This is a genomic window from Neorhizobium descurainiae (assembly GCF_051400715.1).
Taxonomy (GTDB): domain Bacteria; phylum Pseudomonadota; class Alphaproteobacteria; order Rhizobiales; family Rhizobiaceae; genus Neorhizobium.
In genome coordinates this window covers 1-15,173 of the sequence record NZ_JBLFFK010000031.1, presented here as the reverse complement: position 1 = coordinate 15,173, position 15,173 = coordinate 1, and the positions used below count along the sequence as shown (strand labels likewise).

General features: G+C 58.2%; 13 protein-coding genes. 11 read left to right on the top strand and 2 right to left on the bottom strand.

Annotation, left to right across the window (positions count from 1 at the left end; genetic code table 11):
- The first annotated feature begins 1 nt into the window (after position 1).
- The 6 genes from ACMGE0_RS30675 (at position 2) to ACMGE0_RS30650 (ending at position 7,453) form a co-directional block, all read left to right on the top strand.
- Positions 2-934, top strand: a complete 933-nt coding sequence (locus ACMGE0_RS30675) for a carbohydrate ABC transporter permease (protein WP_436819670.1) — start codon at positions 2-4, stop codon at positions 932-934.
- Positions 931-1,752 (top strand): carbohydrate ABC transporter permease, encoded by an 822-nt coding sequence (locus ACMGE0_RS30670; RefSeq protein WP_436819669.1) that lies wholly within the window; start codon positions 931-933, stop codon positions 1,750-1,752. Before ACMGE0_RS30675 ends, ACMGE0_RS30670 begins: the two co-directional genes overlap by 4 nt.
- Before the next feature lie 65 nt (positions 1,753-1,817).
- Positions 1,818-3,284 (top strand): sulfatase family protein, encoded by a 1,467-nt coding sequence (locus ACMGE0_RS30665; protein ID WP_436819668.1) that lies wholly within the window; start codon positions 1,818-1,820, stop codon positions 3,282-3,284.
- Between the two features lie 52 nt (positions 3,285-3,336).
- Positions 3,337-4,344, top strand: a complete 1,008-nt coding sequence (locus ACMGE0_RS30660) for an ABC transporter ATP-binding protein (protein ID WP_436819667.1) — start codon at positions 3,337-3,339, stop codon at positions 4,342-4,344.
- A gap of 11 nt (positions 4,345-4,355) precedes the next feature.
- Entirely contained in the window at positions 4,356-5,402 is a 1,047-nt protein-coding gene (locus ACMGE0_RS30655) for an NAD(P)-dependent alcohol dehydrogenase (protein WP_436819666.1), read from the top strand.
- Positions 5,403-5,662: 260 nt separating this feature from the next.
- Positions 5,663-7,453 carry a chloride channel protein gene (locus tag ACMGE0_RS30650; protein WP_436819665.1) on the top strand — a complete coding sequence of 597 codons (1,791 nt, stop codon included), beginning with the start codon at positions 5,663-5,665 and terminating at the stop codon, positions 7,451-7,453.
- A gap of 70 nt (positions 7,454-7,523) precedes the next feature.
- Here ACMGE0_RS30650 and ACMGE0_RS30645 read toward each other — a convergent pair whose 3' ends face one another.
- A complete protein-coding gene (locus ACMGE0_RS30645; protein ID WP_436819664.1) occupies positions 7,524-8,417 on the bottom strand; it encodes a LysR family transcriptional regulator in 894 nt (297 codons plus the stop codon).
- Positions 8,418-8,502: 85 nt separating this feature from the next.
- Here ACMGE0_RS30645 and ACMGE0_RS30640 point away from each other — a divergent pair, with 85 nt between their 5' ends.
- The 5 genes from ACMGE0_RS30640 to ACMGE0_RS30620 are packed head-to-tail and all read left to right on the top strand — an operon-like array spanning position 8,503 to position 14,168.
- Positions 8,503-10,023, top strand: a complete 1,521-nt coding sequence (locus tag ACMGE0_RS30640) for a sulfatase (protein ID WP_436819663.1) — start codon at positions 8,503-8,505, stop codon at positions 10,021-10,023.
- 16 nt (positions 10,024-10,039) lie between these two features.
- Positions 10,040-11,332, top strand: coding sequence for an ABC transporter substrate-binding protein (locus ACMGE0_RS30635; RefSeq protein WP_436819662.1), 1,293 nt, complete (start codon positions 10,040-10,042; stop codon positions 11,330-11,332).
- A 22-nt stretch (positions 11,333-11,354) separates the two neighbouring features.
- Positions 11,355-12,245, top strand: coding sequence for a carbohydrate ABC transporter permease (locus tag ACMGE0_RS30630; protein ID WP_436819661.1), 891 nt, complete (start codon positions 11,355-11,357; stop codon positions 12,243-12,245).
- A 2-nt stretch (positions 12,246-12,247) separates the two neighbouring features.
- Positions 12,248-13,099 (top strand): carbohydrate ABC transporter permease, encoded by an 852-nt coding sequence (locus tag ACMGE0_RS30625; RefSeq protein WP_436819660.1) that lies wholly within the window; start codon positions 12,248-12,250, stop codon positions 13,097-13,099.
- 13 nt (positions 13,100-13,112) lie between these two features.
- The gene (locus ACMGE0_RS30620; protein ID WP_436819659.1) at positions 13,113-14,168 is read left to right on the top strand and encodes an ABC transporter ATP-binding protein; all 1,056 of its coding nucleotides are present in this window, start codon (positions 13,113-13,115) and stop codon (positions 14,166-14,168) included.
- Positions 14,169-14,189: 21 nt separating this feature from the next.
- On the opposite strand, the gene ACMGE0_RS30615 is transcribed toward ACMGE0_RS30620, so the two are convergent.
- A complete protein-coding gene (locus tag ACMGE0_RS30615) occupies positions 14,190-15,083 on the bottom strand; it encodes a LysR family transcriptional regulator (protein ID WP_436819658.1) in 894 nt (297 codons plus the stop codon).
- Between the last annotated feature and the right edge of the window lie 90 nt (positions 15,084-15,173).

The following is a 15,173-nucleotide window of genomic DNA, read 5'->3' as shown; positions in this document are numbered from 1 at the left end:
TTTGATCCCCGCCGAGCTTCCCGTTAGCTCCTTCCCAGGAGGAGCATATATGCTTATAAAACGTAACGGCGATCTATGGGCGCTCATTCTGCCTTGTTTTGTGCTGCTGGCTGGCATAACGATCTTGCCGATCATCTACACATTCATCGTCAGCCTCTATTATGTCGATCCGACCTCGATGATGCCGCCGAGTTTCCAAGGCGCAGAGAATTACTGGTCGCTGCTGTCCGACGAACGGTTCATAAATTCCCTGGTCGTGATGATGGAACTGATCATCTTTCCTGTTCTGGCCCAGTTGCTGATCGGTCTGGCGCTGGCAATCGTGATGAAGGAGAAACTGCCGGGCACAAAATGGATGCGGCTTGCTTTCCTGTTGCCCTCCGTCATTCCGCCGGCCGTCAGTGGTCTAGTATGGAAACTCTTTCTGGTTCCGGGCGCCGGTGGTCTCAGCTATTTGGGTGGCGTTCTAGGCAGCAATCTCGAATTGGATCTACTGAATATGCCGACCTCCGCGCTGATGGTCGTGATCGTGGCTTCGACCTGGGTCGGAACGCCGTTCGTAGCCCTGCTGCTGTTGTCGGCCCTAGAGACGATCGACAAGGAGCAATATGAAGCGGCGACAATCGATGGCGCGGGCTGGCTGCAGAGCCACTGGTACATCTCGCTGCCGGCTATCCGGCCGGTGATCAAGACGGTTATCGTCTTCCGCGTGCTGGAAGCGCTGGCGATCTTCCCGATCATCTTCATTCTCACCGGCGGCGGTCCTGCCGGCGCAACGGAACCCGTCAACTACTACGCCTATGTCACCGGCTTCGAATATCTGAAGATCGATTATGCGGCGACGATTATCTTCTTCTTCTTCATGGTCATGATGGCTTTGTGCGCACCGTTCCTCGTGAACATCGCCCGGACCGAGGGGAGGGCAAAGTCATGAATACCCGTGGTTGGGAAAAGGCAGTCTGCTACACGATCGCCTATCTATTCATCATCTTTCTGTTGGCACCGGTCATCTGGATGGTTTCGACCTCCTTCAAGGACCAGCTGACGACCTTCCAGAAGCCGCCGGTGCTGATCGGCCACCCAATCCTGCAGAATTATGCGGACGTGCTGGGTGACGCCAAGTTCATGCAGTCCTTCTTTAACTCGGTGGTCGTCTCCGCATCGACAGTCGCGCTAAGCATGCTCCTGGCGATCCCGACCGCTTACGGGCTGTCGCGGCTGCGCTCAAGGCTGAAGCCGGGCCTGCTCTCCTGGGTTCTCCTAGTGCGCGCCGCTCCGGGCATGATCTACGTCATTCCCTACTATGTTGCCTTTCGCGAGACGGGGCTGATGGACACCAAGCTGGGCCTGGTGATCATCAATACGGTGTTCACCGTGCCGCTGGCGATCTGGATCATGATCTCCTTCTTCGACACTATTCCGACGGAGATTGAGGAGGCCGCGGTGGTTGATGGGGCCACCCGGCTCCAGACGCTCACTAAGATCGCGGTGCCGATGGCGGCACCTGGCATCGCCTCGACCGCCATCCTCGTCTTCATCTTCTCGTGGAACGAGTTCCTCTTCGCGCTGACGCTCACACGGTTCGATGCGAAGACCGCTGCTGTCTCGATCCTGAACTACATGGCCTACGAGGGAACCGAGTGGGGCAAGGTGGCCGCTGCAGGCGTGCTGATCCTGCTGCCAGTTCTCGTCTTCTCGATTTTTATCCGCAAATATCTGGTCCAGACGACCGCGGGCGGCGTCAAGGGCTAGCGAAATAACCTGATCAGTCTGTTTTTTCCCGGCGCGCATCGTTCCGGGCATGGATGAGGTTTGTCATGAGAAAGCCGAACATACTCTGGATCTGCACCGATCAGCAACGCTGGGATACCCTGTCCTGTCTCGGCTTCTCAGGAGCGAAAACCCCCAATATCGACGCGCTGGCGCAAAAGGGGGTGATCTTCAAGAACGCCTACACGCAAAGCCCGATCTGCACCCCGAGCCGCTCGTCGTTCCTGACCGGCATGTATCCGATCGCCCATCAAGTGCAGCGCAACGGCAACAGCCATTTTCCTCCGCATCTCAAGCTGGTGCCTGCAATCTTCAAGGAAGCGGGATATCACACCGGCCTGATCGGCAAGCTGCATCTGTCGGCAGCCCAGAACAGGATCGAGATGCGCCCGGATGACGGTTACAACGAGTTCTACTGGAGCCAGCACCCCAATCCTGACTGGCCGGAAGGACATGACTATCACAACTGGATGGTCGAAAAGGGCGTCGATCCGCTGAAGGCCTATGCGCATGCACATGGTGCGATCTATGACGGCGTCGACACCAGCGTGCATCAGACGACCTGGGCGAAGGAACGGGCGCAGGATTTCATGAGGCGGTCAAAGGACAAGCCGTGGATGCTGTCCATCAACCTCTTCGACCCGCATCCGCCCTTCGACCCGCCGAAGGAATACATGGACCGGGTGGATCCGGACAGCATTCCCGATCCAATCTTTGCAAAGAGCGATATCGAACATCAGAAGCGCTTTGTCGGCGTCGACCAGCAGGCCAAGGTCGCGGTCGATCCGACGATACCCTATCACCCTGCAGCCGCAGCCAAGTCGGAAGGGCAAAGCCACGACACGCCACCCGCATCCTATGATGCCAAACGTATTCGCGCCGCGTATTTCGCGATGATCGCTCTCATCGACGACATGGTGGGTGAACTGATGGCGACACTCGACGAAACCGGCCAGCGGCAGGACACGCTGGTGATCTTCATGAGCGATCACGGTGAGATGCTGGGTGACCACGGCCTGCTTTATAAGGGATGCCGCTTCTATGAAGGGCTTGTCCATGTCCCGCTGATCATCTCGCATCCGGGGCGGTTCGAGGAGGGCGCAAAGTCGCAGGCTCTGGTCGAATTGGTCGACCTGCCGTCGACATTGCTTGAGGCGGCGGGGCTTCCGGCGCCGTGTCAAAACCAAGGCAAGTCCCTGTTGCCGCTTCTGACCGGCAAATCGGATCTGGACAGCCACAAGCCATATGTCCTGTCGGAATTCTTCGATGCACTCGGCTTTCCGGGAGGCCGCGGTTCGCGTGGCTCAATGTATTTCGATGGTCGTTACAAGCTCAATGTCTATCATGACGCAGGGGAGGGGGAACTGTTCGACCTTGAGAACGATCCGCAGGAATGTAACGACCACTGGACCGATCCGGGGTACCAGGCACTCAAGTTGGATCTCATGCAAAAGCATTTCGCAGCTATGATGGTCGTGAGCGGCGCGGGTCCGCGGCGCATCGCCGATTTCTGAAATCAACGGGACCAAGGGCGCCAGCCAGATGCTGCCCCTCGGAGGAGGAACAATGGCCGAAGTCAGCATTTCCAATATCAACAAGACATTCGGATCGGTGCAGGTCATTCCCGACCTGTCGCTTAACATTCCGCATGGCTCGTTCACGGTTCTCGTTGGCCCTTCCGGATGTGGAAAATCGACCTTGCTGCGCATGATCGCTGGTCTTGAAAATCCTACGAGCGGTTCGATCTCGATCGGAGGCAAGGATGTGACCAACGTCCATCCCTCTGATCGCGGCATTGCCATGGTGTTCCAGTCCTACGCGCTCTATCCGCATATGTCTGTTCACGACAATGTCAGCTTTTCGCTGAAACTGGCGAAAATGCCGAAGGAAGAAATCGATACGCGGGTAAAGCGTGCAGCTGGCATCCTCCAGCTCGATCAATATCTGGACCGCAAGCCTGGACAGTTGTCCGGTGGGCAAAGGCAGCGCGTCGCCATCGGCCGTGCGATCGTGCGCGATCCCAAAGTATTTCTTTTCGACGAGCCGCTGTCGAACCTAGATGCAGCACTGCGTAATCAGATGCGAGTGGAACTGATGGATCTGCACAGCAAACTCGGTGCGACGATGATCTACGTCACCCATGACCAGATCGAAGCAATGACGATGGCGGATCAGATCGTCGTCCTGAACAAGGGCAACATCGAGCAGGTTGGCGCGCCGCTCGACCTATACGACCGTCCAGCGACACCGTTCGTCGCAGGTTTCATAGGTTCGCCGAAAATGAATCTCGTCACCGGCGGGGCTGCAGAGCGCTTCGGCGGGGATCTCGCAGGCGTGCGCCCGGAAGACGTCACACTGTCGCGCGACGGTGGCGACTGGAAGGGGCGCATCCGGCTCATCGAGCAGCTGGGAAGCGATACCATCGCCCATGTCGAACTCGAAGGTGCGGGAGAATTCATCGTGCGGATCGGACGCCAGGTCGCCACCCTGCAGGGACAGGAAGTGTACGCGTCCGCCAGTCGTGAGAAGTTTCATGTTTTCCGCAACGGGCGCCGCGTCGAAGCTGTTGCCTGAGGAGATCGAAGATGACCAAGATGCGTTCGCTAGTGCTTGAAAAGAAGGGCGAGCTTGCCCTGCGCGACATCGACCTGCCGCTGGACGTCGGCCCTGGCATGGTGAAGATCGCCATCCATACCGTGGGCGTTTGTGGCTCTGACGTGCACTATTACACGCATGGCCGGATTGGTCCCTTCGTCGTCAACAAGCCAATGGTGCTCGGCCACGAAGCGTCCGGAACAGTCGTCGAAGTCGGCGAAGGCGTCAATGGCCTGAAGATTGGCGATCGCGTTTGCATGGAGCCAGGTATTCCCGATCCTAATTCTCGCGCTTCCCAGCTTGGCCTCTATAATGTCGATCCCGCCGTGAACTTCTGGGCAACCCCGCCGATCCACGGAGTCTTGACCAGCGAAGTGGTGCATCCGGCAAAATTCACCTTCAAGCTTCCTGACCATGTCAGCTTCGCCGAAGGGGCCATGATAGAACCGTTTGCAGTCGGGCTGCAGGCGGCGCAGAAGGCACGAATAGCACCGGGAGACATTGGCGTCGTGATCGGTGCCGGCCCGATCGGTATCATGATCGCGCTTGCCGCGCTTGGCGGTGGTTGCGCTCAGATCATTATCGCTGACATCGTCGACGAAAATTTGGCAACGGCAGCACAATACCCGGGTATCCGGACCGTCAATGCCAAGCGCGAAAACCTGGCAGCGGTCGTCAGCGAAGTGACCGGCGAGTGGGGTGCGGATATCGTCTTCGAGGCTAGCGGAGCCGCCGCTGTCTGGAAGCACATTCTCGCCCTGCCGCGCCCTGCCGGCTGCATCGTCGTGGTGGGTCTTCCGGTCGAGCCGACACCGGTCGACTGGTCGCTGGCATCGACCAGGGAAATCCGCTTCGAGACAGTCTTCCGCTACGCCCATCAGTATCCCCGCGCCATCCAGATGATGTCGTCAGGTAGGATCGACCTGAAACCTCTCATCACGGAAACCTATCCGTTTCACAAATCCATCGAAGCGTTTGAGCGGGCAGCCGAGGGGCGTCCTTCCGACGTCAAGCTGCAGATCCGCGTCGCCAACTGAGCGGGGGGATTGACAATCATATGCTGGCGGACGCTCCAGCCTTAACATGGGGAATTGTGACATCTGATGAGAAACGTCTCCTGGGAAGTCAGATCATCGGGCGATAACTTTTGGAAATCGCCGGCTGTGCCAAAGATATTATGCACAACACGTCGTGCGAAATATGAACCCTCCATAACTGACTTGAGCCCGAGTAGACCTCACCGGTCTGGCTTATCCTTCGGCTCCTTCGAACTGCGACATACCCAATAGAAGCACCCATGTCCCCCACAGCTTTGTCATCGCTATATCGGGCGGCGCAGGCCCGATGGAGGCTCTTCCAGAAGAAGACGCTTGCAAGAGGCAGCGAAATCGGCGTCATCGCCTGTGCTGCTCTGGTCGGAATAGCAGCGGGTTGTGCGGTAAGCGCTATGAGCTGGATTTCGAAGGCACTGCACAGCGCGATCTTTGATATCCAGCACGATCAATGGTTGAGTTCATCGGCGATCAACCACCGACTTGTTCTGTTGACCGCACCGATCGGGGGCGGCATCCTCATGGGAATTGTCTTCCTGTTGCTGCGAAAGAGACGCAACCGTCCGATCGTGGATCCCATCGAAGCCAATGCGCTTTATGGCGGACGCATATCCCTAACGGATAGCATCATCGTCGCAATCCAGAATCTGATCTCCAACGGATTCGGCGCGTCTGTTGGGTTGGAGGCCGGATACACGCAGCTTTCTGCAGGAATCGCCTCAAAATTCGGCTCAAAACTGAACTTCAGAAGAGAAGACCTGCGCATCCTCGTTGGGTGTGGGGCGTCCGGCGCGATCGCGGCCGCGTTCAATGCGCCGTTGACCGGCTCGTTTTATGCGTTCGAGCTTATTATCGGCACCTACAGCACAATCGCTCTCGCTCCCGTCGTGGTCGCGGCCATACTCGCAACTCTTGTCGCTCGGTCGTTTTCCGGAAACGCGTTTTTGATCGAGGTGGGAGATATTGGTCCGATCGCGCCAAGTGACTTCCTTCCGGCCATCCTGCTTGGAACTTTCTGCGCACTCGTCGGAATCGCCATTATGCAAGGAGTGGCGTTCACCGAGCAGGTCGCGCGGCGCAGTTCGATCCATGCAGCCGTCAGACCGGCTCTCGGCGGCATAGTCGTCGGATTGCTGGCCATGATCACGCCCCAGGTGCTTTCGGCCGGTCACGGCGCTCTGCACCTCAATCTTGAGACCCAGAGCAGTCTGGCCACCCTTATGGTCATCTTCCTGTTGAAGGCGATCGCCTCCGCTATATCCATCGGGTCGGGCTTCCGCGGAGGGCTTTTCTTCGCATCGCTTTTCATGGGAGCATTGCTCGGCAAGATATTTGCGGTTCCTGCCGATGTGGTGATGAGCGGGGCGCTGACGTCGACGGTTTTCGCTGTGGTCGGCATGAGCTCCCTCGCTGTGGCCTTGATCGGCGGACCGCTGACAATGACCTTCCTCGCCCTCGAGATCACCGGAGATTTTCCCATCACGGCATTGGTGCTGGCAGCCGCCATCAGTACTTCGGTCGTCGTCCGCACGACGTTCGGCTATTCGTTCGCCACCTGGCGCTTCCATCTGCGCGGCGAAAGCATCCGTGGCGCCCATGATATCGGCTGGATCCGAAACCTGACCGTTGACAAACTCATGCGTCAGGATGTGAAGAAGGCGAAGGCCGGCCTCTCGCTTGCAGAGTTCCGAGAGGCATTCCCATTGGGCTCCGCACAACGAGCAATCCTTGTCGATGACGACGACCGGTATGTCGGCATTGTGCTGGTCGCAGAAGTCTATGCGGACGAGGCTCACGGCGATGAGAACTCTACGCTGGACAAGTTCATTCGAAATAGGAACGATTTCCTGCAGCCCCAGATGAATGCCAAGCAGGCCGCCACAATTTTTGACAAGACGAGAAGCGATGCGCTGGCCGTCGTCAACAATCTGATTGAACGGCGCGTGATCGGACAGCTCAGCGAAGCCCACACATTGCGCCGGTATAGCGAAGAGCTTGACCGGAGACGCCGGGAGGCCGTGGGTGAAACAATCTGATCGCTGCCTTTGCGATTGCTTCGCCATTGTCCCATAGAAGCCACCCCCCAATGGCGACCTCGGCATGGCTTCAGCCGCGCCTCTCACCAAGGGCCCGTTTAAGGGCGACAACTGCCCGAGATTCGGAGATCGGCAGCTTACAGACAACACCGATCGTGATCGACCACAGGCGGCTCTTGCACCTCAGCTTTACAAGGTTGCTATCGAGCGCGCGAGGCAGGATCAAATCACTCACGATCGCGTAATAGTCTGTCTCGGCCAGCATGCCGAACATGACGGATAGTGACGTCGTCTGGAGGATGGGTGAGACTTTTTCCGCGCGCTGTCCCAAGGCCTTGGCGGCATTGCGCTCGAATTCACGATCCTCGACAAATCCGACCCGCCCGAACGCCGACACCTGTTCAAAGGTCGAAACCTGATCGGCAAGCGGATGGCTCTTCCGCCCGATGGCGACCATCTCGCTCGTGAACAGGGGCATCGCGACCATGCTGTCGGGTACCGGTGCTTCGGGAAGCGCAGACACGACGACGTCGAGATGGTCTCGATCGAGGGCTGCGATCAACGTGCTGGAGACGCCGGTTTCCACGGTAACGGAAATCTGCGGGAACTGGCGATGAAACTCAGCTATGGTTTTCGGAAACGTGGTCGTCGCAAGAACAGGGCCGATGCCGATCCGCATCTTGCCGTAAAGATTGTCGACGGAGCGTTGCAAATCGATGGATGCAAAACGGGCATCCTGATCCAGCCTCCTGGCATATTTGTGCAGCGTATCGCCCGCCGGGGTGGGCTCCAGTCCGCGACTGGTACGGATGAACAGCGGCGCCCCGACTTCCTCCTCCAGCAATTTCAGGCTCTTGCTCAGCGCCGGCTGAGAGATGCCTTTCAGATCCGCCGCGTCATGAAGATTGAGCGTCTCGTAGGTGACGAGGAAGTTCTCCAGGTGGCGGGAAACAAGCAGCCTCATATCGATAACTTTTCTTCATTAGTTCACTACCAACAGATATTTTTCCTTATCATTGCGATATGCTTTTTGCGAGTCCGGAGGATCAATGAAAACCATCTTCGTTTTGTTCGACTCGCTCAATCGTGCTGCGCTTGGCGCCTATGGCGGCGACGCGGTGAAAACTCCCAATTTTGACCGTCTCGCGCGGCGGGCCGTGACGTTCGACAGGCACTATGTCGGGTCGTTGCCGTGCATGCCTGCGCGCCGTGACCTTCACACGGGCCGATTGAATTTCATGCATCGCTCATGGGGCCCGATGGAGCCCTATGACAATTCGTTTGCGCAGCAGATGAAGAAGGCAGGTATCTATACCCATTTGATCTCCGATCATCTTCATTACTTCGAGGATGGAGGACACGGCTTCCACACCAAATTCTCAAGCTACGATTATATTCGTGGGCAGGAATACGATCCCTGGGTCGCGCTGGTTGAGCCGCCGATCGACCGCATCCGGGCGCAGTTCGATGAACGGCAATACAACACCGCCAAGCCCGACAAGCGGCTTCAGCACGCCATCAACCGGACGGAGATCCTTGATGAGGCCGATTTCCCCGGGCCGAGATGTTTCTCATCCGCTTTCAAGTTTCTCGACCAGAATCGGGGTGCCGACAATTGGTTCCTGATGCTGGAATGCTTTGATCCGCATGAGCCCTTCCATGCCCCGGACAGATTCAAGCAGGCCTATGACCAGGGCTACAACGGCAAGATCCTGGACTGGCCGCATTACGAGCGGGTGGTCGAGAGCGCAGAGGAGATCGCTGAGATCCGCGCCAACTATGCGGCGCTTGTTGCCATGTGCGACGAATATTTCGGCCGGTTGCTCGACTACATGGACGAGCATGATATGTGGAAGGACACCTGCCTCGTGCTTTCCACCGACCATGGATTCCTGCTGTCGGAACACGGATGGTGGGGCAAGGCACGGATGCCTTACTACGAGGAAATCTCCCATATCCCGCTGATGATCCACCATCCCGACTACCGGGACCAGGCGGGGACGAGGCGTCAGGCGCTGACGCAGACAACCGATCTGATGCCCACCTTTCTCGACATTCATGGCCTCGACATACCGACCGAAGTTCGCTCCCACAGCCTGTTGCCGGTTTTGGCGCGCGACGAGAAAATCCGCGATTCCGCGATGTTCGGCCTCTTTTCGGGCCCGATCGGCATCACGGATGGCGAATGGGTACTCTACCACTATCCGCCGGATATTTCGCGGGAAGGTCTGGTCGAATACACGCTCGCGCCGGCGCACATGACGGTGCCCTTCAGCATCGAGGAACTCAAGACCGCACGGCTCGTGCCGCCCTTCGATTTCACGAAGGGCGCGCCGCTCCTTGGTTTTGATGCTCTGAAAACGGCGCCGCGTCCCCCAGGCAACGATCTGAAGTCATTCGATGACCTGGGGACCCGCCTTTACAACATAGTCCAGGATCCTCTGCAGCGGAGCCCGGCGGAAAATCCGGGCATCCTCGATTATCTTTATCACCAGCTCACGAGCCATCTGAAAGCGCATGACACGCCGATGGAAGTCTATGGCTGGTACGGCCTTGAAAATGCGAATTGATCATCGGGAGGTTAACATGATCAAAGCAGAATTAACGAGACGGAATGTTCTTGCGCTGGCTGGCGCGGCAGGCGCCGGCTATCTGATAGGCCCCTCGGCTACGTCGGCGGCGTCCGCCGATACGATGGTTTACATCGGCTGGAGCCATACGGAGGCGGGCAGCAAGCCCTTCCTCGACGCGACCTTCGAAAAGTATCGCGCTGCCAATCAAGGGATCAAGCTCGACACTGTCGGCGTCCCCTTCGCGCAGATGGAAACCACGCTTCTGCTGCGCAAGCGCTCCAACCAGCAGACCGATGTGGGCCAGTTGCAGGAACGCTGGCTGTCACCTTTCGTGGCCGCGGGTGGCATGTTCGACGTCGACGAGGTCTTCGGCAAGGACTTCATCGATGGCACCTATCACCCGAGCGCGCTTGCGATGACCATGGTGAATGGTAAGCGTTATGCGCTGCCCTGGGTCACCGGCTCGACCGGCCTCGTCGCCCATGCCAAGGTGCTGGAAGATACGGGCATCAAGGAGATGCCGAAGACGATCGACGCGTTTGTCGACGCTTTGCGTCAGGTCAAGAAGGCAAAGCCGTCGTCCAGCCCGCTGGGCTTCAGCACCAAGAACCCGTCGCTCACCCAGCTCGAGACACAGCTTTATTTCTGGACCTTCGGCGGCAAATTTTTCGAGGACACGAACGTTGTCGTGGATTCCGCCGCGAACCGACAGGCGCTCACACTGCTTGCGGACCTCGTGAAGGAAGGCCTCATCCTGCCCGGCAACGACCGCTTCGATATTCGCAGGCTGTTTGCCCAGGAGCAGGTCGCGTTCTATCCGGATCCGCCGCTCGCCCGCGCCTTTGCCCGCGCTCAAAGCGGGCAGGGGGAAGCTTATGACAAGAACGTCCTCCCGGTCGCCATGCCCGTGCTGAAAGCCGATGACGCGCCGGTTTCTGTCCAGTGGGGGCACCTCCTGGGCTTCTTCAACTATGGCGGCGTCAAGCCCACCCCCGACGGACCGTCCGGTCGTTTCGCAAAATTCTTGAGCCAGCAGGAAGTGCAGATCGAGTATTACAAGCAGACCGGGGTCTTCCCCTCGACGCTTTCCGCGATCAACACGTTGAAGGATGACGCTTATCTGACGAAGTGGATAGAGCTTTCCAGCACGGCACGAGCCGACGAGCTTTCGCCCTTCGCGAACGCCAACGAGCTTCGCACCGTCATCGGCGAAGAAGTGGCTGCCGCAATGCTCGGCCAGAAGAAGCCGGCCGATGCGCTGAAGAGCATGTCCGATCGGCTAAAGGTCATCGGTCCGAAGAAGTGATCGCATGCGCGGGTTCAGTTTGATGCGCAGAACAAGTTCCCTGGAAGCAGCCCAGCATCGGTTCGGGTTCTCTTTGACGATCCCGGCCTTGCTGGCTTTCCTCGTGCTGATCTTCGGGCCTTTCCTGAGGTCCGCCTGGTTGGCTTTCCACGAATATCTTTTGACATCGGCTGAACCCCGCTTCATCGGTTTTGCCAATTTCACGAAGCTCCTGTCCGACCCAGGCTTCCTGCTGTCCTGGCAGGTCACGGCCATTTTCGTGATCGTGACAACCATGGTAACGACGGTCTTCGGTACGGCTTATGCGCTGCTGCTCAACGAGCCGATGCGCGGACGCTCGGTGATCCGCGCCGCATCGCTTCTGCCCTGGGTGCTGCCGAGCACCGTCACGGCGCTGCTCTGGAGCTGGATCTACAACGGCCAGTACGGCATCATCAACGCCGCGCTTTTGACCTTCGGCCTGACTGATCAGCCCATCTTCTTCCTGTCGGATAATGTCGGCGCGATGATGAGCGTCATCACGGCAAAGGCCTGGCTCAGCACGCCCGTCGTGATGCTATTCGTACTGGCAGCCTTGCAATCCCTGCCGCAGGAGCAGGTCGAGGCAGCCCGCATCGATGGCGCCAACGACTATCACGTCATCCGCTACATCGTCCTTCCGCATATCAAGAAGACACTCGGCGTCATCATGGTCCTGCAGGCCATGGGCAATCTGCAGATGTTTGACATCATCTATGCGATGACCTCCGGGGGGCCTGTACGGGCGACCACAGTCTTTTCGATCGAGGTCTATCGTCGCGCTTTCGAGAATTGGGACCTCGGCACGGCATCGGCCGTGGGCATCATCTGGTTCCTCACCATCGCCGTCGTCGCCGTGCCCTATCTCCGTTCCCTCTTTAAGGATGCCGACTGACCATGCATCCCCTGGTTCTCACATCCCGGCATCCCGTTGCCGTCACTTTCAGGGCGGTTCTTACCGTCCTCTTGGTCGGCTTCCTCTTCTTTCCTGTCTATTGGATGCTGGCGACGGCACTGAAGCCGAACAACCAGATCTTCGTGCAGTTTCCATCGCTTATCCCCACCGAGCCGACTCTCGCCAGTTTCTGGCGGGCGATCTCGCAGTCAAACCTTCCGAGCTACCTGACGAACAGCCTGATTACGGCCGGCGGCTCGTCGCTCATCACCACCACGCTTGCGGCGCTGGCTGCCTACGGCTTTGCCAAATATCGTTTCCCCGGCCGCTTCGTCATGATGAACTTCATGATCGTGGCGCAGATGTTTCCGTTCGCAGTGATCCTCATCAGCCTTTATCCGATGATGCAGGCGGCAGGCCTCCTTGATACGCTGCTCGGTCTCACCATCGCTTATGTCGTGTTTGCGCTGCCGCCGGCGATCTATATCCTCTTCTCCTTCTATTCGCGGCTTCCGAACGAACTCATTGAAGCGGCCCGCATCGACGGAGCATCGGAGCTGACGATCCTATGGAAAGTCGTCCTGCCGTTGTCCCGCCCGGCGCTGATTTCGGTCGCCGTCTATTCGTTCACCTGGGCCTGGAATGACCTTCTGTATTCATTGACGCTGGTTACCAGCGACAATCTGAGAACCATTGGTCCTGGTCTGCTCCTCACCTTCTTCGGCGAAATGCAGCAGGACTGGGGAGGTGCGATGGCGGCTGCCATTCTCGCATCGCTGCCTGCCGTCATCATCTTCGCCTTCCTGCAACGCTTCTTTGTCGCCGGGCTCACCTCCGGTGCGGTCAAAAGCTAAAGTCGAGACAACAATGGCTTCAGTTCACATCAACAATGTCGCAAAGGCCTATGGCGCGGCCAAGATCCTGCACGAAGTCGCCGTGGAGATCGAGGACGGGGAATTCGTCGTCCTGGTTGGACCGTCGGGCTGTGGCAAGTCGACCCTCCTCAGGATGATCGCCGGGCTTGAAAGCGTGACGGGAGGCGAAATCCGCATCGGCGACAGGGTCGTCAACGACGTCCTTCCGAAGGACCGTGATATCGCCATGGTCTTCCAGAGCTACGCGCTTTACCCGCATATGACGGTGGCCGAGAACATGGCGTTCTCGCTGATGCTGAAGAGGGCCGACAAGCGCGAGATCGCTGCAAAAGTAGAGCGTGCTGCCGAGATCCTGAGCCTAAAGCCTTTGCTCGATCGCTTCCCCCGCCAGCTTTCTGGTGGCCAAAGGCAACGTGTTGCCATGGGACGGGCCATCGTTCGCGATCCGCAGGTTTTCCTGTTCGATGAACCATTATCGAACCTCGATGCCAAGTTGCGTGTGACGATGCGCGGCGAGATCCGGGCGCTGCATCAGCGGCTTCGCACGACGACCGTCTACGTCACCCATGACCAGATCGAGGCGATGACGATGGCCGACAAGATCGTCGTGATGCGAGACGGTCGTGTCGAGCAGATCGGCGCTCCGCTCGACCTCTATGACGATCCGGACAACATGTTCGTGGCGGGTTTCATCGGCTCGCCCTCGATGAATTTCCTGGAGGTGACGACCGCGCCGGATGGCGGGCTTTCGGCCGGAACGGTTACGCTGCCGATATCAGTGGGGACTCCTGCGCTGACATCCCGGAATGTGCTTTACGGCATTCGTCCCGAGCATATTGAAATCGACGAAAGCGGCCTGCCGCTGGACGTCATCGTCGTCGAGCCGATGGGATCGGAGACGCAGGTCGCCGGCAAGCTTGGTGGCCAGGACGTGGTCTGCGTCTTCAAGGACCGGATCAAGGCGCGGCCGGGGGAAATCCTGAAGGTCAGACCGCAGGCCGACAAGGCATTGTTCTTTGATAAGGGTACAGGCAAGCGCCTCCGCTGAGCCGGCACGCGACCCCGGGTATCATCGCGCCGGCCGGTAAAATCTCTTCGCCATTTCCATGAAGCGCGTGACCGTCGCGGTCCGGTCGTCGGAGCGCTTGGCGATCAGCATCTCCGCCATCGGCGTATCGTCGCGATGCAGATTTTTATAAACAACCCCTTCCAGCTGCAGCTTTATGATCGAGCGAGGGAAGAGGGCGATCCCGAGACCACCTGCCACAAGGCCGAGAATGGCATGCAGCTCGTTGACTTCCTGGACAATCTTCAACTGAATTCCTGCCCTCTTGAGGTAAGGTTGGAAATTTCCATGCACATAACGGGCCTTGACCCGGTGTGTCGTGATAAGCCCCTCGTCAGCCAGCTCGGTGAGCCTGATCACCTCTGATGTTGCCAACCTGTGGGTCGCCGAAATGGCAACCACATAGGGTTCGCGCAGCAGCAGAAAGGTTTCAAAGTCCTCGTTGTCGAAGACGGGGCGGAGGAAGGCGATCTGAATCCGCCCCGCCCGCAGGGCCTCCACCTGTTCGGCGGAAATCATCTCATGGAGAATGATGTTGACGCCCGGAAACAGGCGCGCGAATTCCGAAGTGAGAGTGGGCAGGACGTTCAGCGCCGCGGCATCGGCAAAGCCAATCGTCAGTCGCCCCACATGTCCCTGTGCAGCCCGCTTCGCCATGTCAACCGCAAGGGTTAACTGCTTCAGGGCAATGCTGCCTTCCTCAAGCAGGCTGCGGCCGGCGTCGGTCAAGGATACGCGACGGCGCGTGCGGTCGAACAGTTGTACATCAAGTTCCTGCTCCAGCTTGGAGATCTGCTGGCTGAGCGCGGACTGCGTTATCCGCAATCGCTCGGCTGCCCGTATGAAATGCAGTTCCTCGGCGAGCACGACAAATGAAGCAAGAAGCCGCTGATCCATATTCGCCTCTTATTAGAGCGTTTATGATTTTGTTTGAATCGCGGATTCCCTTTTGATGTCGAATGTGATTCAAGATGCAGGCTGAGAGGA